Raw genomic sequence first — 25169 nt, 5'->3', positions numbered from 1 at the left:
GGCGGGGAGCTGGGTTACGGGGAGCTGAACGCGCGAGCCAACCAGTTGGCGCACCACCTGCGCGCGCTGGGCGTGGGGCCCGGCCGCCGGGTGGGTCTGGCGCTGGAGCGTTCGCCGGAGCTGGTGGTGGGCCTGCTGGCCATCCTCAAGGCGGGCGGCGCCTACGTGCCGCTCGACGCGAGCCTGCCGGCCGAGCGGCTCGCGTTCCTCCTGGAGGACACGCAGCCGGTGGCCATCGTCACCCGCGAGGAGGTCGCGGACGCGCTGCCCGGAAGCTGGGCACAGCTCGTGTGCGTGGACTCGGACGCGGCCAGCATCGCGCGGCGGCCCACGGACAACCCAGGCTGCGCGGTGGACGCGGAAGCGGAGGCCTATGTCCTGTTCACCTCCGGCTCCACCGGCAAGCCCAAGGGCGTCCAGGTGCCGCACCGGGGCATCCTTCGGCTGGTGCTGACGCCGGGGTTCGTGAACCTGTCCCCGGACGAGACGCTGCTCCAACTGGCGCCGCTGTCCTTCGACGCGTCCACCTTTGAAATCTGGGGCGCGCTGCTCAACGGCGCGCGACTGGTGCTGGCCCCTCCGGAGGCTCCGTCCGCGGAGGCGCTGGCGGCGCTGCTCGAGCGCGAGCGCGTCACCACGCTGTGGCTGACCGCGGGCCTGTTCCACCAACTGGTGGACACCCGGCTGGACGCCTTCGCGCCGGTGCGCCAGCTCCTGGCCGGCGGCGACGTGCTGTCCGCGCCGCACGTGGCCCGCGTCATGGAGACCCACCCGGGGTGCCAGGTCATCAACGGCTACGGCCCCACGGAGAACACCACCTTCACCTGCTGCCATCCGGTGCCCCGGGGTCAGGACCTGCGCGGCGGCGTGCCGCTGGGCCGACCCGTGCGCGGCACCCGCGTTCACGTGCTCAACGCCCGGATGCAGCCCGTGCCTCCCGGCGCGTCCGGAGAGCTGTACGCGGCCGGTGACGGCCTGGCGCTGGGCTACCTGAATCAGCCCGCGCTCACCGCCGAGCGCTTCGTGCCGGATCCGTTCAGCGACGTGCCCGGGGCCCGGCTGTACCGCGTGGGCGACCTGGGCCGCCTGCGCGCGGACGGCACGCTGGAGTTCCTGGGCCGCGCGGACCACCAGGTGAAGGTGCGCGGCTTCCGCATCGAGCCGGGAGAAATCGAAGCGGCGGTGCGGCGCCACCCGTCGGTGCTCGACGCGGCCGTGGTGGTGCACGTGCTGGCGGGCGAGAAGTCCCTGGTGCTCTACGTGGCGCTGGAGGAAGGCGCCCACTGGACCATGGAGGGCGTGCGCTCCTTCCTGTCCGACAAGCTGCCCGCGTACATGGTGCCGGCGGCGCTGGTGGTGCTGCCGGAGCTGCCCCTCACCGCCAACGGCAAGGTGGACCGCCGGGCGCTGCCCGCGCCGGACGGCGAGCGCCCGGAGCTGGGCACGGCCTACCAGGCCCCTCGCACGCCCACGGAGGCGCTGCTCGCCGCCGTCAGCACGCAGGTGCTGGGCGTGGAGACGGTGGGCATCGACGACAGCTTCTTCGACCTGGGCGGCGACTCCATCCGCGCCATCCAGTTCGTCGCGCGCTGCCGCGAGCGCGGCCTGCACGTGTCCGTGGCCGCGCTCCTGGAGAAGCAGACGGTGCGCGCGTTGGCCGACAGCCTGGGCGAATCCCCGGCCCAGGTCCTCGCGCCCGAGGCCTCCGCGAAGAGCGAGCCGTTCGCGCTCGTGTCACCGGAGGACCGCGCGCGGCTTCCGGAGGACGTGGAGGACGCCTACCCGCTGGCGGCGCTCCAGGCGGGCATGCTCTTCCAGAGCGAGTTCAGCCAGGACTCCGCGCTCTACCACGACGCCTTCAGCTTCCATCTGGAGCTGGACGTGGACGTGGAGGCGCTGCGCCGCGTGCTGCGCGAGCTGACCGCGCGCCACGCCGTGCTGCGCACGTCGTTCGAGCTGGCGCGCCATGACGTGCCCCTCCAGCGCGTCCACCGAGAGGTGGAGCCGCGGCTGTTCGTGGAGGACCTGTCGCACCTGCCGCGCGCGGAGCAGGACGCCCGCATCACCGCCTGGACCGAGCGCGAGCGCACCCGGCCCTTCACCTGGAACGAGGCGCCCCTCCTGCGCTTCGCCTTCCACCGGCGCGGCGCGCGGACGGCCCAGTTCTCCGTGGTGTTCCACCACGCCATCCTGGACGGCTGGAGCTTCGCGTCGCTCTTGAGCGAGCTGTTCCCCCGCTACACGGCGGCGCTGCGCGGTGACACCCGCGCCGCCCCGCCCCCGCACGCGTCCTTCCGCGACTTCGTGGCGCTGGAGCAGCAGGCGCTGACCTCCGAGGCGACCCGGGGCTACTGGCGCGAACAGTTGGCCGCGATGCCGCGCGCCCGTACGCCCCAGCGCTCTGGCGGAGCCTCGGGCCCGCTGGGCCTGCACGAGGTGGCCCTGTCCGACGGCGCCTCCGAGGGTCTGCGCGCGCTGGCGAAGCGGGCCGGTGTGCCGCTCAAGAGCGTGCTGATGGCGGCGCACCTGCGCGTGCGCTCGGTGCTGGACGGCACTCCTGACGTGGTGACGGGCTTCGTGGTGAACGGCCGCCCGGAGGTGGAGGGCGGCGAGCAGGTGCTGGGGCTGTTCCTCAACAGCGCGCCCTTCCACCTGCGGCTGGAGGGCGGAAGCTGGGTGGAGCTGGCCCGGCAGGTCTTCGCCCGCGAGCAGGCGCTGTCGCCGCACCGCCGCTACCCCATGGCGCGGCTCCAGCAAGAGGCGGGAGGCCGTCCCCTGTTCGACGTCCTCTTCAACTTCGTCCACTTCCACGTCTCCGAGGGCCTGTCCCAGTTGGAGGGCATCCGGCTGGTGGAGCCGTTCGAGGAGGCGTCCTGGCTGGACCTGCCGCTGGACACGACGTTCACGGTGAACACGCAGACCCACGCGGTGGAGCTGGCGCTGCGCAGCCACGGCCATGACTGGGACGCGGCGAGGCTGGAGCGCGTCGCGGGCTTGTACATGCGCACGCTGGAGGCCATGGCCCACCAGCCGGATGCGCGCTACGAGCGCGCCGTGCTGCTCTCGCCGGACGAGCAGCGGCAGGTGCTGCACGCGTGGAGCACGGGTCCCCGGCCGGAGGTGCCCGCGGTGGGCACCGCCGCGCTGTTCGAGGCCCAGGTGGAGCGCACGCCGGACGCGGTGGCGGTCGCCTTCGGTGAGGAGACGCTGAGCTACCGGGCGCTGGACTCGCGCGCCAATCAGCTCGCCCATGCGCTGCGCGAGTTGGGCGTGGGCCCGGAGATGCGGGTCGCGCTGGCGCTGCGGCGCGGGTTCGACATGGTTGCCGCGGTGCTGGGCGTGCTCAAGGCGGGCGGCGCCTACGTGCCCATGGACCCTTCGCACCCGCGCGACCGGCTGGCCTACGTGCTGGAGGACAGCGAGGCGCGGGTGCTCGTCACCCAGTCGCCGCTGCTGACGGGGCTTCCGGACACGCGGCTGCCCAGCGTGTGCGTGGACACGCTGCCGTGGAAGGCGGAGGCCCCCTCGAGCCGCGCGCCCGTTTCGTCCGAGCAGTTGGCCTACGTGCTCTACACCTCCGGCAGCACCGGCCGCCCCAAGGGCGTGATGGTGACGCACGGCGGGCTCGTCAACTACCTGCACTGGAGCCAGCGGGCCTATGACGCGGCGGCGGGCAGTGGCGCCCCGCTGCACTCGCCGCTGGGCTTCGACCTGAGCATCACCAGCCTGCTGACGCCGCTGGTGGCGGGCGGTCGCGTGGTGTTGGTGCCGGAGGGCCTGGCCGGCGAGGAGCTGGGCAACGTGCTGCGCGCGGGCCAGGACTTCGGCATCGTCAAGCTCACGCCCACCCAGTTGTCACTGCTGGAGGCGCAGTTGGGTGACGTGGACGTGGCCGGCCGCGTGCGGTGCTTCGTCGTCGGCGGTGAGGCGCTGACGGTGGCTGCGGTGGCCTTCTGGCGCGAGCGCGCCCCCGCCACCCGCATCATCAACGAGTACGGCCCCACCGAGACGGTCGTCGGATGCGCCACCTTCGAGGTGGGCCCCGGCACGCAGGTGGAGGACGCGGTGCCCATCGGCCGCCCCATCGCCCACACCCGGCTGTACGTGCTGGACGCGCACGGCGTGCCGGCGCCCGTGGGCGTGGCCGGTGAACTCTTCATCGGCGGGGACGGCGTCGCGCGCGGCTACGGCGGCCGACCGGCGCTCACGGCCGAGCGCTTCGTGCCCGACCCCTTCTCCACCCGGCCCGGCGCGCGGCTCTACCGCACCGGCGACCTGGCGCGCTGGCGCGAGGACGGCGAGCTGGAGTACCTGGGCCGCGCCGACGACCAGGTGAAGGTGCGCGGCTTCCGCATCGAGCTGGGTGAAGTGGAGGCGGTGCTCGCGCAGCACCCGGCCCTGCGCGAGGTGGCGGTCGCCGTGCGCGGTGAGGGCAACGAGCGCCGGCTCGTGGGCTACGTCGTGGCGCGCGAGGAGGCGCCCGACACGCTGGAGCTGCGGCGCTGGCTGCTCACGCGGCTGCCGGAGCCCCTGGTGCCCTCCGCCTTCCTGGCGCTGGAGGCGCTGCCGCACACGCCCAACGGCAAGGTGGATCGCCGGGCCCTGCCCGACGTGGAGTCCTCCGGCGGCGACGCCCGCGCCGCCTACGTGGCGCCGCGCACCCCGGTGGAGGAGCGGCTGGCCGAGGTGCTGGCCCAGGTGCTGGGCCTGCCCCGCGTGGGCCGGGACGACGACTTCTTCCTGCTGGGAGGCCACTCGCTGACGGCCACCCAGGCCATCATCCGGCTCCGGGATGCGTTCCGCATCGCCCTGCCCGTGCGCGCGCTCTTCGAGGCCCCCACCGTGGCCCGGCTCGCCGAGCGCGTGGAGGAGGCCCTGTTGGGCTCCGCCAGCAACGTGCGCGAGGCGTCCGTCACGCGCATCCCGCGCGAGGGCGACCTGCCGCTGTCCTTCGCCCAGCAGCGGCTGTGGTTCATGGATCAACTGGAGCCGGGCAGCGCGTCCTACAACATCCCGGCGGCGCTGCGCGTCGAGGGAGCGCTGGACGAGGCCGCCCTCGCTCGCGCGTTCAGCGCCCTGGCGGAGCGCCACGAGTCCCTGCGCACCGTGTTCCGCGCGGAGCAGGGTCTGCCCGTGCAGGTCATCCTCCCCGCCGGGGACGTTCCGGTGTCCCTCGTGGACCTGAGCGGCCTTGCCCCCGCCGAGCGCGACGCCCAGGCCCGGCGCCTCACCGAGGCCCAGGCCCGAGCGCCGTTCGACCTGGCGCGCGGTCCGCTGATGCGCGTGGAGCTGCTGCGGCTGGATGCCCGCACGCACGTGCTGCTCGTCACCCTGCACCACATCATCTCCGACGGCTGGTCCACGGGTGTCCTCATCCGCGAGGTGGCCGCGCTCTACCAGGCGTTCGCGTCCGGCCAGGCCGTGCCGCTGGAGCCGCCGCGCCTGCAGTACGTGGACTACGCCGCGTGGCAGCGCCGCTGGATGGAGGGCCCCGCGCTCCAGGAGGGCCTGGCGTACTGGCGGCGCGCGCTCACCGGGGCGCCCCCCCTGCTGGAGCTGCCCACGGACCGCCCGCGTCCGGCGGTGCGTTCCTACCGTGGCGCGATGCAGCCCGTCGCCCTGCCCCGCGCCCTGTCCGAGGAGGTGCGAGCGCTGGCCCTGCGCACCGGCACCACGCCCTTCATGGTGCTGCTCGGGGCCTTCCAGGTGCTGCTCTCCCGCGTGTCCGGCCAGGACGACATCAGCGTGGGCTCGCCCGTCGCCGGCCGCACGCGACCGGAACTGGAGGGACTCATCGGCTTCTTCGTGAACACCCTGGTGCTGCGCACGCACGTCGCGGAGGAGGAGCGCTTCGTGGACCTGCTGGCGCGGGTGCGCGAGGTCGCGCTGGAGGCCACCGCGCACCAGGAGGTCCCCTTCGACAAGCTGGTGGAGGTGCTGCGGCCACAGCGCAGCCTGAGCCACCCGCCGCTCTTCCAGGTCCTGTTCGCGCTCCAGAACGCGCCCGCCGAGGCGCTGTCCCTGCCCGGGCTGGTGCTGCGTGAGGTGGCCACCGAGAGCCAGGCGGCGAAGTTCGACCTGTCGCTGTCGCTGCGCGACGGGGCGGACGGCTTCCACGGCTTCTTCGAATACGACACCGACCTCTTCGAGCCGGGCACCGTCGCGCGGCTGGGCGACCACCTGCGCACGTTGCTGGAGGGCATCGCGGCCGAGCCGGAGTCCCCGCTGTCGCGGCTGTCGCTGGGGGACGCAGCGTCCGTGCCGCCGTCCGTCACCACCGCCGCCCCCGTGCACCCCGACGTGCTCACGCGCTTCGCGGCCTGGGTGGCGCGCACGCCGGACGCCGCCGCGCTCGTCGACGGCGGGCGCGTGCTCACCTACGCCCGGCTGGATCACGCGGCGTCGGTGCTGGCCCAGCGCCTGACGGGCCCGGCGGAGCACCCCGTGGCACTCCTCCTGGAGCGTTCGGCGGCGCTCGTGGTGGCGCAGTTGGCCACGCTCAAGGCGGGCCGCGCTTTCCTCCCGCTGGATCCGCATGCCCCTTCGGCCCGGCTCGCCACGCTGCTCGGCGGGCTGGGGACGACCGACGTCGTCACCACGTCCGAGCTCGCGGAGCGGCTCCCCCCGGAAGCCCGCACGCACCTGCTGGACGCGGACGCGCTGGACTCGCTCCTCTCCACGGACGCGCCCCAGGGCGCCCTGCCCCCTCCGCACGCGCAAGAGCCCGCCTACGTCATCTTCACGTCGGGCACGACGGGCGTGCCCAAGGGCATCCGTGTGCACCACGCGGCGCTCGCGAACCTGGTGGCGTGGCACCTGGACGCCCTGCCGCTCTCTCCCGGTGAGCGCACCACGCTCATGGCCACGCCCTCCTTCGACGCCTCCGTCCTGGAGATCTGGCCCAAGCTGGCTGCCGGCGCGACGCTGGTGGTGGTGCCCGACGAGGTCCGCGCGACATCCACGGAGCTGGCGCGGTGGCTTTCGGACGAGCGCATCCACCTGACGTTCCTGCCCACCGCGATCGCGCAGCGGTTCTTCGAGGAGCCGCTGCCCGCCCACGCGGTGCTGCGCCACGTGGGCGTGGGCGGGGATCAGCTCCGCCAGCGTCCGCCCTCCGGCGCGCCCTACGTGCTGACGAACCTGTACGGCCCCACCGAGGCCACGGTGCTGGTGACGGCCGAAACGGTGGTGTCCACGGACGTGGAGCCGGGGACGCCCACCATCGGGCGGCCCATCGCGGGAGACCGGGTCCATGTGCTGGACGCGCACCTGCGGCCGGTGCCCCAGGGCCTGACGGGCGAGCTGTACCTGGCGGGCGCGAGCGTGGCCCAGGGCTACCTGGGACAGCCCGCGCTGACGGCCTCGCGCTTCCTGCCGGATCCGTTCGGACCGGCGGGGACGCGCATGTACCGCTCCGGCGACCGGGGCCGGCTGCGCGCCGACGGACGGCTGGAGTGCCTGGGCCGCGTCGACTTCCAGGTGAAGGTGCGCGGCTTCCGCATCGAGCTGGGTGAAATCGAAGCGGTGCTGGGACGCCACCCGGCGCTCCAGGACGTCGTCGTCACCGTGGACGCGACCGGCGGCGATAGCCGGCTCGTGGCCCACGTGGTGGAGCGCGAGCCCGTGGCCCCGGCGCAGCTCCGCCGCTGGCTGCTGGAGCGGCTGCCGGAATACATGGTGCCCGCCGCCTTCGTCGCCCTGGAGCGCCTGCCGCTGACCGCGACGGGCAAGGTGGACCGCAAGGCCCTGCCCCCACCGGGCGACGCGCACGTGGGCGGCACCGACGCGCACGTGGCGCCCGTGGGCCCCACCGAGGAGCTCATCACCTCCCTCTTCGCCCAGGTGCTGCGCCGGGAGCGGGTGGGCGCGAGAGATGACTTCTTCGACCTGGGCGGCCACTCGCTGCTCGCCACGCAGTTGGTGTCGCGACTGCGCGGCGCGTTCGGCGTGGAGCTGCCGCTCAAGGAGCTGTTCCAGGCCCCCACGCCCGCCGCGCTGGCGCGGTGGGTGGAGGCGCACCGCCGCGACCCGTCGGAGGCGTCCCTCCCACCGCCCGCACCCATGCCGCGCGACGGCCGGGTGCCCCTGTCCTTCGCGCAGCAGCGCCTGTGGTTCCTCGACCGGCTGGAGCCGGGCAGCGCGCTTTACAACCTCTCCCACGCGCTGCGCCTCACCGGCGAGGTGGACGTGGACGCGCTGGGCCGGGCCATGGTGGAGGTGGTGCGCCGGCATGAGGTGCTGCGCACGACGTTCCCGTCGGAGCAGGGCGCGCCCTTCCAGGCCGTCACCGACGACGTGGCGCCGGTGCTGGAGCACGTCGTCCTGGACGGTCCGCCCGAGGACCGCGAGGTGGCGGCCCGCGAGCGCTGCGTCCAGGAGACGCAGCGGCCCTTCGACCTCGTTCGGGGACCGCTGCTGCGCGCGGTGCTGCTCACAATCGCGCCCGGGTCACACGTCCTGATGGTGACGATGCACCACATCGTGTCCGACGGCTGGTCGGTGGGCGTGCTCGTGCGGGAGCTGGGCGCGCTGTACGCCGCGTTCCGGAGCGGGGCCCCGTCGCCGCTGCCTCCGCTTCCCTTGCAGTACGCGGACTATGCGCTGTGGCAGCGCCGGTGGCTCGCGGCGGGCGGCGTGCTGGAGGCGCAGCTTGCGTACTGGCGCACGCAGTTGGAGGGCGCCCCCCGCGCCCTGGAGCTGCCCACGGATCGGCCCCGGCCGCCGGTGCAGACGCACGCGGGCTCCAGCCACGCCCTGAAGTGGCCGCAGGCGCTGGCCGCGCGCGTGCGCGCCGTGAGCCGTGAGGAGGGCGTGACGCCCTTCATGACGCTGCTCGCGGGCTTCCAGGCGCTGCTCTCCCGGTACTCCGGGCAGGACGACGTCAGCGTGGGCACGCCCATCGCCGGGCGCACGCGCCAGGAGACGGAGCCGCTGGTGGGCTTCTTCGTCAACACGCTGGTGCTGCGCACGCGCCTGGACGGGGCTCCCACGTTCCGGCAGTTGCTGGCCCGGGTGCGGGACACCACGCTGGGGGCCTACGCGCACCAGGACGTGCCCTTCGAGAAGGTCGTCGACGCGCTCCAGCCCGAGCGCGACCTGAGCCGCACGCCGCTCTTCCAGGTGATGTTCGCCCTCCAGAACAACACCCAGCCCGCCGTGGCGCTGCCCGGCCTGGAGGCCACGGCGCTGGAGACGGACCTGAGCGCCGCGCGGTTCGACCTGACGCTCACGCTGGCGGAGGCGGACAACGCGCTGCCGGGCATCATCGAATACAACACCGCCCTCTTCGACGCCGCGACGGTGCGCCGCATGGAGTCCCACCTGCGCGGCCTGCTGGAGGCGGTGCTGGAGGATCCGGAGCGCCGTCCCGCCACCGTGCCGCTCCTGTCCCAGGCCGAGCGGCGCCAGGTGCTGGGCGACTGGAACGCCTTCCCGCGCGACTTCGGCACCGCGTCCGTCCCCGCGCTGTTCGCGGAGCGCGTGGCCCGCTTCCCGGACCACGTCGCCCTGGCCTTCGAGCAGCAGCGTGTGAGCTACCGCGAGTTGGACCGCCGGGCGAACCACCTGGCCCACCGGCTGCGCTCGCTGGGCGTGGGCCCGGAGGCGCGCGTGGGCCTGTGCCTGGACCGCTCCGTGGAGTGGGTGGTGGCGGTGCTGGCGGTGCTCAAGGCGGGCGGCGCCTGGGTCGCCATGGATCCGGACCTGCCGCGAGAGCGACTGGCGTTCATGGTGGCGGACAGCGGGGCCCGCGTGCTCCTGGTGTCGCCGCGCGTGTCGGACTGGCCCTCCACGCCCGGGCTCACCTTCCTGCCGCTCGCCTCCGACCCGACCGCGGTCGCGGACGCGCCTCCGGACGCGGACATCGGCGACGACACGCTGGCGTACGTCATCTACACCTCCGGTTCGACGGGGCGCCCCAAGGGCACGCTGCTGACGCACCGGGGCCTGCGCAACACGGCGCTCGCCGCGGTGGACGCCCACGGCTTCCACCCGGGCAGCCGCGTGCTCCAGTTCGCGGCGCTGGGCTTCGACGCCTCCGTGTGCGAGCTGTTCGCCACGCTGCTGGCGGGCGGGACGCTGTGCTTGGCGCCCCGCGAGGCGCTCCTGCCGGGGCCTCCGCTGAGAGCCGTCCTCACCGAGCACGCCATCACCGCCGTGACGCTCACGCCGTCGGTGCTGGCGCAGTTGGAGCCGGACGGCCTGCCCGCGCTGGAGACGGTCATCTCCGCGGGCGAGGCCTGCACCCCGGAGGTGGCGCGGCGCTGGGGCACCGGCCGCAAGCTGCTCAACGCCTATGGCCCCACGGAGGTCACCATCTGCGCGTCCATCAGCGGCGCGCTGAAGGCGGGCGCCATCACCATCGGCCGGCCCTTCCCCAACGTGCGCGTGTACGTGCTGGACGCGCGCGGGCTCCCCGTGCCGCCGGGCGTCGCGGGCGAGCTGTACGTGGGCGGACCGGGCGTGGCGCGCGGCTACGTGGGCCGCCAGGACCTCACCGCCGAGCGCTTCGTGCCGGACGCCTTCGGGGACCTCCCGGGCGCGCGGCTCTACCGCACGGGCGACGTGGTCCGCTGGAGCCCCGAAGGAGAGCTGGAGTACGTGGGCCGCGCGGACGACCAGGTGAAGCTGCGCGGCTTCCGCATCGAGCCGGGCGAAGTCGAAGCCGTCCTGCGCCAGCACCCCGCGCTCACCGACGCGGTGGTGATGGCGCGCGCGGACGGCGGCAACCGCCGGCTGGTGGCCTGGGTGGCGGGCGACGCGGAGCAGGCGCAGGCCTCCGCGCTGCGCACCTTCCTCCTGGAGCGCCTGCCGCCGTACATGGTGCCCGCCGTGTTCGTGGTGCTGCCCGCGCTGCCGTTGACCCCCAGCGGCAAGGTGGACCGCAAGGCGCTGCCCACGCCGGACGCCAGCCACCTGGGCGTGTCCTCCGCCTACGAGGCGCCCCGCAGTGAGCTGGAGCGCACGCTGGCCGCGCTCTGGCAGGAGGTCCTGGAGGTGCCGCGCGTGGGGTTGCACGACGGCTTCTTCGAATTGGGCGGCAACTCGCTGCTGCTCGTGCAGGTGCACGGGCGGCTCAAGGCGGCGCTGGGCGTGGACGTCCCGCTGCTCACCCTCTTCCAGCACCCCAACATCAGCGCGCTCGCGGCCCAGCTTCGCCAGGCCTCCGAGCCGCAGCCCACCCCCACCCCCGCCGAGGACGAGGCCCGCTTCGACCACCGGCGCGCGCTGCTCCAGCGGCAGCACGGCCGCCGCCAGGGCCGCGACACCGACGACACCTCCGACGGCTCCGAGGATGACCTTCCATGAGTGACACCACGACCTCCCCCGAAGCCGCGCCCGAGGGTGTGGCCATCATCGCCATGGCCGGGCGCTTTCCCCAGGCGGCCACGCTGGAGCAGTTCTGGGACAACCTGCGCCAGGGCGTGGAGGCCCGGTCCGTCTTCACCGACGCGGAGCTGATCGCGGACGGCGCGGACCCGGCGCAGCTCTCCCACAAGGACTACGTGCGCTCCGGCTTCGCGCTGGACGACGTGGACCGCTTCGACGCGGGCTTCTTCGACCTGTCGCCGCGCGACGCGGAGCTGCTGGATCCGCAGCACCGGCTGTTCCTGGAGATCTGCTGGGAGGGCCTGGAGCGCGCGGGCTACGCGTCGCGCTCCTACGCCGGGCTGGTGTCCGTCTTCGCGGGCGCGGGCGCGTCGTCGTACCTGTACGCGCACCTGTTGCCGCGTCCGGACGTCATCCAGGCCATGGGCTCGTTCCAGGTGGCCATCAGCAACGACAAGGACTTCCTGCCCCCGCGCGTGTCCCACAAGCTGGGCCTGCGCGGCGCGAGCATCGCGGTGCAGACAGCCTGCTCCTCCTCGCTCGTGGCGGTGCACCTGGCCTGCCAGAGCCTGCTGACGGGCGAGTCCGACATCGCGCTGGCCGGAGGCGTGTCACTGTCCCTGCCGCAGCGCGCGGGCTACCTGTACCAGGAGGGCGCCATCGCCTCCCCGGACGGGCACTGCCGCCCGTTCGACGCGAAGGCGGCGGGCACGGTGCGCGGCTCGGGCGGCGGCGTGGTGGTGCTGCGCCGGCTGTCGGACGCGCTCAAGAGCGGCGACCGCGTGCTGGCGGTCATCCGCGGCTCGGCGGTCAACAACGACGGCGAGGCGCGCCTGGGCTACACCGCGCCCAGCGTGGAGGGCCAAGCGGCCGTCATCGGCGAGGCGCTGGGCATCGCCGGCATCGCGCCGGAGACCCTCACCTACGTGGAGGCCCACGGCACGGCCACGCCGCTGGGCGACCCGATTGAAGTGGCGGCGCTCACGCGCGCCTTCACCGCCCGCTCCGAAGGCAAGCCGGCGTCCCCGGGGCGCTGCGCGTTGGGTTCGGTGAAGAGCAACATCGGCCACCTGGACGCGGCGGCGGGCATCGCCGGCCTCATCAAGACGGTGCTCGCGCTGCACCACCGCGAGCTGCCGCCCACGGTCCACTTCCAGCAGCCCAACCCGAAGCTGGACCTGGCGTCGGGCCCCTTCTTCATCAACGAAGCGCTGCGTCCCTGGGACACCGGTGGGCTGCCGCGCCGCGCGGGCGTGAGCTCGTTCGGCATCGGCGGCACCAACGCGCACGTCGTGCTGGAGGAGGCCCCGGCGCGGCCCGCGCCTGCCGCCACCGCCGAGCGCCCCTGGCACCTGCTGACGCTCTCCGCGCGCAGCGCCCCCGCGCTGGAGGAGGCCACGGCGAAGCTGCACGCCTGGCTGGAGGCCCACCGCGACGCCCCGTTGGGCGCGGTGGCGCACACGCTCCAGGTGGGGCGCCAGCGCTTCGAGCACCGGCGCATGCTGGTGTGCCGCGACGCGGAGGAGGCACGAGCGCTGCTGGCGTCGAAGGACGCGGCCCGCGTGCGCTCCGGCGTCGAGGAGTCCTCCACGCGCCCCGTGGTGTTCCTCTTCCCGGGACAGGGCTCGCAGTCGGTGGAGATGGGCCGCGAGCTGTACGCGTCCGAGCCGTCCTTCCGCAAGACGGTGGACGAGTGCTGCGCGAAGCTGACGCCGCTGCTGGGCCTGGATCCGCGTGACACCCTCTTCCCCGCTCCGGGCACGGACCGGGCGGCGGCGGACGCGCGGCTGTCGCGCACGGGCCTCACCCAGCCGGTGCTGTTCGTCATCGAGTACGCCCTGGCGCGGCTCTGGATGTCCCTGGGCGTCACGCCGCAGGCCATGCTGGGCCACAGCGTGGGCGAGTACGTGGCCGCGTGCCTCGCGGGCGTGTTCTCGCTGGACGACGCGCTGGCGCTGATCGCGGCGCGCGGCCAGTTGATGGAGGCGCTGCCCACCGGGGCCATGCTCTCCGTGGCCCTGCCGGAGGCGGAGCTACGTCCGTTGTTGGGCCCCGCCCTGGCGATCGCGGCCATCAACGCCCCGGAGCTCTGCGTGGCGTCCGGCCCCGTGGAGCTCATCGAAGCGCTGGAGGCCACGCTCGTCGCCCGGAAGGTGGAGTGCCGGCGGCTGCACACGTCGCACGCCTTCCACTCCGCGATGATGAACCCCATCCTGGACGCCTTCGGTGAGCGCGTCCGGAGCGTGAAGCTGTCGCGGCCCCGCCGCCCCTACGTCTCCAACCTCACCGGCACGTGGATCACCGAGAAGGAGGCCACCGACCCGCGCTACTGGGTGGAGCACCTGCGTCAGGCCGTGCGCTTCGCGGACGGCGTGCAGGTCCTGCTGGAGGATCCGTCGGCCGTCTTCCTGGAGGTGGGCCCGGGCACGGCGCTGGGCTCGCTGGTGAACCGGTGCGCGTCCGCGCGCCGCGTGGTGCTCGCGTCCCTGCTCCACCCGCGCGAGGGCGGCTCGGAGCGTCACCGCTTCCTGGAGACGGTGGGCCGGCTGTGGATGGCCGGCGCGCCGCTGAAGCCCGCCGGACTGCACCCGCAGGAGCACCGCCGCCGGCTGCCGCTGCCCACCTACCCGTTCCAGCGCGAGCGCTACTGGATCGACCCGCCCGCCCGGGGCACGGCGCCCGCGCTGGCCGCGACGATGCTCGCGGCCTCCGGGCCCGCGCGCCGGCAGGGCACGCTGGAGGACTGGTTCCATGTCCCCGGCTGGAAGCGGCTGGGGCCGCCGAAGGCTTCGCGCACGCTGGCGCGCCTGTGGGTGCTGGGCGACGCGCGACTGGCTCCCGCGCTCGTGGACGCGGCCCGGGCCCAGGGCCTGGAGGCCGTACTCGCGCCCCCGTCCGGGGAACGCCAGGCCCTGCTGGAGACAGCCCGGCCGGACCGGGTCGTCTACGTGGCGGACGTCGGCGGCCCGCCCTCCGACGACTCCCTCGCGGTGCGGGACGCGGTGGGCCACTTCCACGACGTGCTGCGCGTGGCCGCCGAACTCACCACCCGACCGGCCGAGACGCCCACGGAACTCATCCTGATCACCGCGGGCGCGCAGGACGTCACGGGCGACGAGCCGCTGCACCCGTGGAACGCGCTGCTGCTGGGCCCCGCGCGCGTGCTGCCCCAGGAGGCTCCCGCCTCGCTGCGCACGCGCGCCATCGACGTGAGCGCCGCGGAGGTGGGCACTGAAGCCCTGGTCCGCTCGCTGGTGGACGAAGTGCGCGCGCAGGCCGGTGAGGCCGTCGTCGCGCTGCGCCGGGGCCGGCGCTGGACGGAGACCTTCGAGCGCGTGGAGGCCCCCGAGCCCGGCACCGGGCTCCTGCGCGACGGGGGCGTGTACCTCCTCACTGGCGGCCTGGGCCGCATCGGCCTGGCGCTGGCGGAGGAGCTGGGCACGGCCTTCCGGGCGCGGCTGGTGCTGGTGGGCCGCTCCGCCTTCCCGGCGCGAGCGGACTGGGAGGCCTGGGTCGCGGCGCACGCGGAGGACGACGCCACGTCGCGCCGCATCCGCCGGCTGATCGCGCTGGAGCGCCGGGGCGCGCAGGTGCTGGTGCTGCAAGCGGACGTGGCGGAGCCCCAGGAGTTGGAGCGGGTGCTCGCCCTCACGCAGGAGCGCTTCGGCGCGCTCCACGGCGTCATCCACGGGGCCGGCAGCCTGGGCGCCCGCGCGCACGTCCCCACGAGCGCGCCCGACGACGCGCGCCACGCGGAGCAGTTCGACGCCAAGGTGCGCGGCACGCTCGTGCTGGAGCGCGCGCTGAGGGGCCAGGCCCTGGACTTCGTCCTCCTCCAGTCCTCGCTCGCGGCGGTGCTGGGCGGCGTGGGCTTCGCGGCCTATGCCTCCGCCAACCTCTTCCTGGACGCCTTCGCGGCGCGCCAGTGCCGCGAAGGCGGCACGCCGTGGTTCAGCGTGGACTGGGACGGCTGGAGCGAGGAGCCGCTGGAGCCCCACACCCTGGCCCTCACCCTGGCCGAGGGCGTGGCGGCCTTCCGGCGCGTGCTGGTGGGCGACACCCGGCGCTGGGTGGTGTCCACCGGCGACCTTACCGCGCGGCTCGCCACGTGGCGGGCCCCCGCGAAGGCGTCGGCCGGCGCTACCTCCACGGCGGGCGCGCACGCCCGGCCGGAGCTGGGCACCGGCTACGCGGCCCCCCAGAGTCCGCTGGAGACGCAGTTGGTGGCGCTCTGGCAGGAGCTGCTGGGCGTGAGCCCCGTGGGCATCCACGACGGCTTCTTCGAGCTGGGCGGCCACTCGCTGCTGGGCACGCAGTTGTTGTCGCGCGTGCGGGAGACCTGGCGCGTGGAGCTGCCCATCCGCGCCCTCTTCGAGACCCCCACCGTCGCGGGCCTCGCCCGGGCGCTGGAGGCCGCGCTCGGTGGCGCCGCGCCTTCGACCATCGCGCCGGTGGCCATGTCCACCGCCACCCCGTCACGCGCGCCCCTGTCCTTCGCGCAGCAGCGGCTGTGGTTCTTCGAGCGCCTGGAGCCGGGCACGTCCGTCTACAACCTGCACACGATGCTGCGGTGCGAGGGCCCGCTGGACGTGGGCGCCCTGGTGCGCGCGTTCGAGTCGCTCGCGGCACGGCATGAAGCGCTGCGCACCACGTTCGTGGAGGAAGGCGAACAGGTCTTCCAGCACGTGTCCCCGGCGCTGACGGTGGACGTGCCAGTGGACGACCTGCGCTCCCTGCCCCAGGCCGAGCGCGAAACCGAGGCCCGGAGGCTCGCGGAGGCCGAGGGCCGCCGTCCCTTCGACCTGGCCAAGGGCCCGCTGCTGCGCACCCGGCTGCTGAAGCTGTCGGAGCGCGAGCACGTCGTCACCCTCACGGTGCACCACGGCGTCTTCGACGCGTGGTCGCTGGGCCTGTTCATCCGGGAGCTGGAAGCGCTCTACACGGCGGCCCTGTCCGGCCGCGCGCCCCAGCTTCCGCCCATGCCTCGGCCCTACGCGGACTTCGCGCGCTGGCAGCGCGAGCACCTGCAAGGTCCAGCGCTGGACGCGCTCGTGGCCCACTGGCGCTCCCGGCTCGCGGGCGCGCCTCCCGCGCTGGAGCTGCCCACGGACTTCCCCCGTCCCGCCGTGCCCTCCTATGAGGGCGCGAGCCACCCGGTGCGCCTGTCCGCGCCGCTCACCCAGGCGCTCAAGGATCTGGGCCGGCGGGAGAACGCCACCCTCTTCATGGTCCTGCTCGCGGGCTTCCAGGCGCTCCTGTCCCGGCACTCGGGCCAGGACGACATCGTGGTGGGCACGCCCATCGCGGGCCGCAACCGCGCCGAGTTCGAAGGCACGGTCGGCTTCTTCGTCAACACGCTCGCGCTGCGCACGCACCTGGGCGGCGCGGCGACGTTCCGCGCGCTGCTCGCCCGCGTGCGCGACGTGACGCTGGACGCATACGCCCACCAGGACATGCCGTTCGACAAGCTGGTGGAGGCCCTGGCGCCGCCCCGGGACCGCAGCCGCTCGCCGTTGTTCCAAGCGGTGCTCGCCCTCCAGAACGCGCCCATGCCCACGCTGGCGCTGCCCGGCGGGTTGACGCTGCGCTCGCTGCCGCCGCCGCCCGAAGCGGCCCGCTTCGACCTCAACCTGTCCTTCACCGAGACCGCCGACGGCCTGGACGGGGTGCTGCGCTACGCCACCGCCCTCTTCGCGCCGCGCACCATGGCCCGCGCCATGGACCACCTGGCGCGCCTCCTGGAGTTCGCGGCGGCCCACCCGGAGCGGCCCCTGGCCGACGCGCCGCTGCTGGCGCCGGAGGAGCAGGAAGAGCTGGCGCGCCTGGAGCCGGGGCTCGCCGTGGCTCCGTCGCCGCGCTCCGTGCTGGAGCGCCTGAGCACCTGGGTGGAGCGCACACCCGACGCACCCGCCGCGGTGATGGGCGAAACCCGGTTGACCTTCCGGCAGCTCGCCCGCCGCGCCCGGAGCGTGTCGCGCGAGCTGGCTGCCCGCGGCGTGGTTCGCGGTACGCCGGTCGCCGTGTTCCTGCCCCGGGCCCCGGAGCTGCTGGCCGCGCTCGTGGGCGTGTTCGAGGCCGGCGGCACCTACGTGCCGTTGGATCCCGCCTACCCCGCGGACCGCGTGGCGTCCATGCTGGACGACGCGCGCCCGGGCGTGGTGCTCACCGACGCGGCGCACGAGGCCGCCCTGCCCGCCGCGTGGCGCGCCCGGTGCCTGCGGGTGGAGACGCTGGAGCCCGGCTCGGACGGCCCCGCGCCGGACATCGCGCTCACGCCCTCGGACGTGTCGCACCTGGTCTTCACGTCCGGCTCCACGGGCAGGCCCAAGGGCATCGTCTGCCACCACTCGGGCCTGCTGAACTACGTGGGCTACCTGGAGCGCACCTACGCCATCGGTCCCTCGGACGTGGCGCTCCAGCTTGCGTCGGCGTCCTTCGATGCGTCGCTGCGCGACATGCTGTTTCCCGTGCTGATGGGCGCCCGCGTCGTCTTCGCCGAGGGCGCGCGCGGACGCGATCCGGAGGCACTGCTCGACACGGTGGAGCAGCACCGGGTGACGCTGCTGCCCAGCGTGGTGCCCAGCCTGCTGCGGCTGCTGCTGGCGGCGGCGGAGGGGCGCCCGCGCGAGCTGCGCTCCGTGCGCCTGATGCTGTGCAGCGGCGAGCGCCTGCTGGCCAATGACGTGACGCGGGCCCACGCGGTGTTCGGCGCGGACGCGCGCGTCGTCAACCAGTACGGCCCCACCGAGTGCACGCTGACCAGCACGTTCCACATCGCGTCCGAAGCGGACACCACCGGCGTGGTGCCGGCGGGCCGGCCGCTCGACAACGCGGAGGCGGTGCTGCTGGATGAACAGGGTGCCCGGGTGCCCCCGGGCGTGGTGGGCCACATCCACCTGGGAGGCCCGGGCCTGGCGCACGGCTACCTGGGCCGGGCGGATCTCACCGCGGAGCGCTTCGTGCCCCACCCGTCCCGGCACGGCGCGCGCCTGTACGCCACGGGCGACTACGGCCGCTGGCGCGCGGACGGCACCCTGGAGTTCGTGGGCCGGCGCGATGATCAGGTGAAGGTGCGCGGCAACCGCGTGGAGCTGGGGGAGATTGAATCCACCCTCACCGCGCACCCCGCCGTTCGCGCGGCGGTGGTGCTCGCGCTGCCCGAGCCCGACGGCGGCGCGCGGCTGGTCGCCTGCATCGTCCCGCGCGAGGCGCAGGGCCCGAACGACGCGGAGCTCACCGCGTTCCTAGCCTCCCGCCTGCCGGAGCCGATGCTGCCCTCCGCCTACCTCGTGGTGGAGGCGCTGCCGCGCACGCCCAACGGCAAGGTGGACCGCGCGGCGCTCGTGCCCGCCGCCACCCAGGCCCGTCGGCGTGGCGCCTCGGACGCCAGCGCCAGCGCTCCGCGCACGCCCACCGAGGAGCTGGTCGCGGGCATCTTCGCGCAGTTGCTCCAGGTGGAGCGCGTGGGCGCGGACGGCCACTTCTTCGACCTGGGCGGCCACTCGCTCCTGGCCACCCAGGTGGTGGGCCGCGTGCGCGCCGTGATGGGCGTGGACGTGCCGCTGCGCGAGCTGTTCAGCCACCCGACCGTAGAGGCCCTGGCCGCGCACCTCGACGCGCGGGCGCAGGGCCAGCGCGACGGCCAGGACGTGCCGCCGCTCGTGCCCGTGCCGCGCGACGCTCCCCTGCCCCTTTCCTTCGCGCAGAAGCGCCTGTGGGTGGTGGACCGGATGCGGCCCGGCTCCCCGGCCTACAACATCTCCGGCGCCCTGCGGCTCAAGGGCGCGCTGGACGTGGCGGTGCTCCAGCGGTGCGTGGACGCCATCGTCCAGCGCCATGAGAGCCTGCGCACCAGCTTCACCCTGGACGGCGACGAACCCGTACAGCACATCCACACCGACCTGCGGGTGCCGCTGGAGCTGGTGGACCTGAGCACCCTGCCGCCCCTGGAGCGCGAGCCGGCGGTGCTCGCCCAGGTGATGACGGCGGCGGGCACGTCGTTCGACCTGGCGCGCGGCCCGCTGGTGCGCCTGGGCCTGGTGCGCGTGGCGGAGGACGAACACGTCTTCACGCTGGTGCTGCACCACATCGTGTCGGACGGCTGGTCGCGCGGCATCCTCGTGCGCGACCTGATGGCGCTCTACGAGGCCTTCAGCGCCGGCCAGCCCTCGCCACTGCCGGAGCCCACCGTGCAGTACGCGGACTTCGCCACGTGGCAGCGCGGCTGGCTGACGCCAGAAGCGCGCGAGGCACAGCTCACGTGGTGGCGTCAGCAGTTGGAGGGCGCGCCGCCCGCGATTGCACTGCCGACAGACCGGCCGCGTCCGGCCACGCAGAGCCTGCGGGGCGCCCACCACCGGCAGGTGTTGGAGCCCACGCTGGTGGAGGGCCTGCGCACGCTGAGCCGCAAGGAGGGCGCCACCCTGTTCATGACGGTGCTGGCCGCCTACCAGGCCGTGCTGTCGCGCCTCACCGGCCAGGACGACATCCCCGTGGGAACCGACGTCGCCGGCCGCAACCGCTCGGAGACGGAGGGCCTCATCGGCTTCTTCGTCAACCAACTGGTGATGCGCGGCCGGCTCCAGGGCGACCCGTCCTTCCGCGCGCTCGTGTCGCGCGTGCGGGAGGCGGCGCTGGGGGCCTATGCCCACCAGGACCTGCCCTTCGAGGAGCTGGTGCGCGCCCTCAACCCCGGCCGCGGGCAGGGCACCACGCCGCTGTTCCAGGTGAAGCTCGCGTTGCAGAACATGCCCGTGCCCGCGCTGCGCCTGGGCGGCCTCGCCCTGAGCGGCGTCCACTTCGAGAACGCCCACTCCAAGTTCGACCTCACGCTCGTCCTGGAGGAGTTCGAAGGCGGGCTGGTGGCCATCTGGGAGTACAGCACCGACCTGTTCGACGCGGCCACCATCGCCCGATGGGCGGACGCGTACGCGCGGGTGCTCCACGCGGTGGTGCAGACGCCCGAATTGCCCCTGTCCGCGCTGCCCGTCGTGTCCCCGGAGGAGCGTCACCGGCTGCTCGTCGCGTGGAACGCCACGCAGCAGGCGCTGCCCGAGGACAGCCTCGCGCACCGGCTGTTCGAGGCCCAGGCGCGCCGCACCCCGGATGCACCCGCGGTGGCCTTCGACGGCGAGCCGTGGAGCTACGCGGAGCTGGACCGCCGCGCCAACCAGCTCGCGCACCACCTGCGCGCGCTGGGCGTGGGCCCCGAGCGCCGGGTCGCCGTCTGCCTGGAGCGCTCGCGCGAGCTGGTGGTGGCGCTCCTGGGCGTGCTCAAGGCGGGCGCCGCCTTCGTGCCGCTGGACCCGGGCTACCCCACCGAACGGCTCGCGCGGCTGTTGGAAGGCGCGGCGGTGGCGGTGCTCCTCACCGAGGAGCGCGTCCTGGACGAGCTGCCCCTCCAGTCGGAGATCCCCGTGTGCCTGGACACCGACGCGGCCGCCATCGCGCGGCGCCCGGCGGACCCGCCCCCGGTGGAGCTGTCTCCGGACGCGCTCGCGTACGTCATCTTCACCTCCGGCTCCACCGGCCAGCCCAAGGGCGTGATGCTGGCCCACCGGGGCCTGTGCAACACGGCCCTCTCCCAGGCGCGCCTGTTCGACCTGGGCCCGGGCAGCCGCGTCCTCCAAGCCGCGGCGCTGGGCTTCGACGCTTGCGTGTCGGAGGTCTTCGCGACGCTCGTGGGCGGCGCATGCCTGCACCTGGCGACGCGCGACGCGCTGATGCCGGGCGCGCCGCTGCACGGGCTCATCACCCGCGAGGCCATCACCGCGGTGACGCTGACGCCGCCGGTGCTGGCGCAGTTGGAGCCGCGCGGGCTGGAGGGCCTGCGCACGGTCATCTCCGCGGGTGACGTGTGCACGTCGGAGCTCGCCGCGCGGTGGAAGCCGGGCCGGCGCCTGCTCAACGCCTACGGCCCCACGGAGGTCACCGTGTGCGCCAGCATGTCCGAGGACGTGCGCGTGGAGCGGCCGGACATCGGCCGGGCGCTGCCCAACACGCGGCTGTATGTGCTGGACGCGCAAGGGGCGCTGGTGCCCCCGGGCAGCCCGGGCGAGCTGTACGTCGCGGGCGTGGGTCTGGCGCGCGGCTACCTGGGCCGGGCGGATCTCACCGCCGAGCGCTTCGTGCCCTCGCCCTTCGCCACCGTCCCCGGCGAGCGCCTGTACCGCACGGGGGACCGGGTGCGGCACCTGCCCGGCGGCGAGCTGGAGTTCGTGGGCCGGGTGGATCACCAGGTGAAGATCCGCGGCTTCCGCGTGGAGCCCGGCGAGGTGGAGGCGACGCTGGCGCGCGCGCCCGGCGTCCAGGCCCTCACCGTGGCCGCCCTCCCCGCGCCGTCGGGAGAGCAGCGGCTGGTGGCGTGGTTCGTCCCGGACGCGGACGCCCCCGCCACCGTGGAGGACCTGCGCGCCTTCGCCCGCGCCCGGCTGCCGGACGCGATGGTGCCCTCCGCGTGGAAGGCGCTGGACGCGCTGCCCCTCACGCCGCACGGCAAGGTGGACGTGCGCGCCCTGCCCTCGCCGGAGGCCGCGGGCTCGGACGAGGCCCGCGCGCTCACCGCGCCCCGCACGCCGGTGGAGGAGCTGCTGGTGGAGCTGTGGAGCGAGCTGCTGGGCAGCGGGCCGTTGGGCGTCGACCAGGACTTCTTCGACCTGGGCGGACACTCGCTGCTGGCCACCCAGGTGGCCTCGCGGGTGGGCGCCGTCTTCGGCGTCGCCCTGTCGCTGACCGACCTCTTCGCCCACCCGACGGTGGCCTCGCTGGCCGCGCGCATCGAATCCGAGGGCGGCCTGCGTCCGCCCACGCGTGAGCCGGTGCGGCCCACGCCGCCTCTGGACACACTGCCCCTGTCCCCGCGCCAGCGCGTCTACTGGAACGTGGGCGACACGGCGCCCGGAGACCCGATGCACGCCTCACCCGCCGCCTTCCGCCTGGAGGGCGAGCTGAATCCGGCGGCGCTCCAGCGCGCGCTGGCGGCGGTCCTCCAGCGCCATGACATCCTGCGCACGTCCTTCCCGCAGGGGCGGACAGGTCCCGTCCAGCGCGTCGCGCCCACGGGCGAGGCCTTCCTGGACGCGGTGGACCTGACGCACCTGCCCCCGCCGGAGCGCGAGGTGCGGGCGCACGCGCTGCTGGAGGCCGCGACCCGCCAGCCCTTCGACATGGAGCAGGGGCCGCTGGTGCGCCTGCACCTGTTCACCCTCTCCTCCGAGTCCCACCTGCTGCTCGTCCACCAGCACCACGCCATCACCGACCCGACCTCCACCGCGCTCTTCATGGAGGAGCTGGCTGCGGACTACCTCGCCGCGCGCGAGGGCCCCGTCCCCCCGCGCGCCAGCCCTCCGCTCCAGTACCGCGACGCCACCCTCTGGGAGCTGGACTGGCTCCAGGGGGACGCCGCGGAGGTCGCGCGCGCGCACTGGCGCAAGCGGCTCTCGGGCCCGGTGGCTCCGCTGGCGCTGCCGTACGACTTCCCGGACGCGCCCGCGTCCTTCGCCAGCCGCGCGCTGTCGTTCCAGGCGCCGGAGGCGCTGGCGCGGGCCACCCATGCGCTGGGGCGCAAGGAGGGCGTGACACCGTTCCTGCTGGGGCTCGCGGCGTTCCAGGTGCTGCTCGGGCGCACCGCGCGCCAGGAGGACTTCTGCGTGGGCTTCTCGCACGCGGGCCGTCCGGCGCCGGAGCTGGAGCGGATGCTGGGCATGTTCGCCGGCTACGGGTTGGTGCGGGCGAACCTGTCCGGCGACCCCACCTTCCGCGACGTGCTGCGGCGCGCCCGCGAATCCTGGATGGAGGCACACCAGCACCAGGGCCTGCCGGAGGAGGACCTGCTGCCGCTGGTGCCACAGCCCTGGCAGGTGGGCTTCTCCTTCACCCCGGCGTCGCGGCCGGCGCCCGGCGCGGTGGCGGGCCTGACGGTGCGGCCCGTGGCGCTGCACCGGGGCCACACGCGCCACCACCTGAAGCTCAACATCGTCGCCGGGCCTCAGGAGCTGGGCGGCTCGTTCGAGTACCAGGCCGCGCGCTTCGAGCCGCGCACCATCGAGGCGCTCCGTGACGCGTTCCAGGAGGTGCTGACCGCGCTGGTGGAGGCACCCGACGCGCCCCTGTCCACGCTGCCCGCCGCTCGGGAGTCCGCCCCGCAGCGGGCCGTGGCCTCCAGGGAGGTGACGCGATGAAGCTCGTGCGCCTGCTTCTGAGCGCATCCAGCAGAGGCGTCGCGCTGGCGGTGCTGTTCGGCCTGCTGTCCGGCGCGAGCCTCACCGCGCTCTTGTCGCTCATCATCCGGGCGGTGGGCGGCCAGGGCGGCACCACGCCCCGGGAGGGCTGGACGTTCGCCGCAGTGGGCCTGCTGGCGCTCCTGACGCGCGTGGCGTCGCAGATGGTGTCCCACCGCCTGCAGTACGGCGTCATCACCCAACTGCGGATGCGGTTGTGCCGTCAGTTGATGCTCGCGCCCTTGCGCGCGTTGGAGGAGCGCGGCTCGCACCGGCTGCTGGCGGTGCTGACGGAGGACGTGGCGGCGGTGAACATGACGCTCGTCATGCTGCCCACGCTCATCATCAACGTCTTCATCGTGGTGGGCAGCCTCGTCTACCTGAGCTTCCTGTCCGGGTGGGTGATGCCGTGGCTGGTGGGCTTCATCGTGCTGGGCTACCTGACCTACCAGATGCCCACCATGCGCGCGCTGGCGCTGGCGATGAAGTCGCGGCACCTGCACGACTCCCTGTACGAGCACTTCCGCGCCATCACGGAGGGCATCAAGGAGTTCAAGCTGCACGACCGGCGGCGCGACGCGTTCCTGGAGGAGGAACTGCTCCAGACGGCCTCCTCGCTCAAGGTCGCCCAGACGCGCACCAGCGACATCTTCGCCGCGGCGGCCAGTTGGGGCCTGTTCCTGTTCTTCGTCTTCATCGGCACGCTGCTCTTCGTCGTGCCCCACGTCACCAGCGTGTCGCACGAAGCGGTGGTGGGCTACACGCTGGTCATCCTGTACCTGCAGCAGCCCCTCCAGAACATCATGGACTGCACGCCCAACCTGAACCGGGGCACGGTGGCGCTGAACCAGATTGAAGCGCTGGGCGTGTCGCTGATGCAGGCGCACGAGCCTGCGAGCACGCCGCTGCTCGCGGAGCCCCGGAGCTTCACGAGCGTGGAGCTGGTGGGCGTCACCCACAGCTACCTGCGCGAGCGCGAGGACAGCCACTTCACCGTGGGCCCGGTGGACCTCACGCTGGTGCCGGGAGAGATTGTCTTCCTGGTCGGCGGCAACGGCAGCGGCAAGACGACGCTTGCCAAGGTGATGACGGGCCTGTACGCGCCGGAATCCGGCGAGCTGCGCCTGAACGGCGAGAAGGTGGCGCCCGAGGCGCTGGGGCGCTACCGCCAGTTGTTCGGCGCGGTGTTCTCCGACTTCTACCTCTTCGAGCGGCTGATGGGCCTGGGCGACGAGCCGCCCGGCCCCCGCGCGAAGCCCTACCTGGACAAGCTCCAGCTCTCGCACAAGGTGACGCTGGAGGGCGACCGGCTGTCCACGACGCGGCTGTCCCAGGGCCAGCGCAAGCGGCTGGCGTTGCTCACCGCGTACCTGGAGGACCGGCCCATCTACCTCTTCGACGAGTGGGCCGCGGATCAGGACCCGGAGTTCAAGGAGGTCTTCTACCGGCAACTGCTCCCGGAGCTGAAGCAGCGGGGCAAGACGGTCATCGTCATCTCCCACGACGACGCCTACTTCAGCGTGGCGGACCGGCTCCTGCGGCTCCAGGATGGACAGCTTCTGGGCGCCTCGCAGGCTCTGTCTCCGCGCAAGGCGGCGTCGTGAGCGTCCACCGTCGTGCGCA

General features: G+C 74.2%; 3 protein-coding genes. All 3 read left to right on the top strand.

What is annotated here, in order from left to right; all coding sequences use genetic code 11:
* The first annotated feature begins 9 nt into the window (after positions 1-9).
* Genes D7V88_RS13825 through D7V88_RS13815 form a run of 3 tightly spaced genes read left to right on the top strand, consistent with a single transcriptional unit; the run spans position 10 to position 25150 of the window.
* The gene (locus D7V88_RS13825) at positions 10-11307 is read left to right on the top strand and encodes a non-ribosomal peptide synthetase (protein ID WP_279636026.1); all 11298 of its coding nucleotides are present in this window, start codon (positions 10-12) and stop codon (positions 11305-11307) included.
* Entirely contained in the window at positions 11304-23507 is a 12204-nt protein-coding gene (locus tag D7V88_RS13820) for a non-ribosomal peptide synthetase/type I polyketide synthase (protein ID WP_120541108.1), read from the top strand. Before D7V88_RS13825 ends, D7V88_RS13820 begins: the two co-directional genes overlap by 4 nt.
* Positions 23504-25150 carry a cyclic peptide export ABC transporter gene (locus tag D7V88_RS13815; RefSeq protein WP_120541107.1) on the top strand — a complete coding sequence of 549 codons (1647 nt, stop codon included), beginning with the start codon at positions 23504-23506 and terminating at the stop codon, positions 25148-25150. The genes D7V88_RS13820 and D7V88_RS13815 overlap by 4 nt, the downstream gene beginning before the upstream one ends.
* Positions 25151-25169 lie beyond the last annotated feature (19 nt).

The organism is Corallococcus terminator, assembly GCF_003611635.1.
GTDB classification, from domain to species: Bacteria; Myxococcota; Myxococcia; order Myxococcales; family Myxococcaceae; genus Corallococcus; species Corallococcus terminator.
This window is presented reverse-complemented; position numbering and strand designations above follow the sequence as displayed.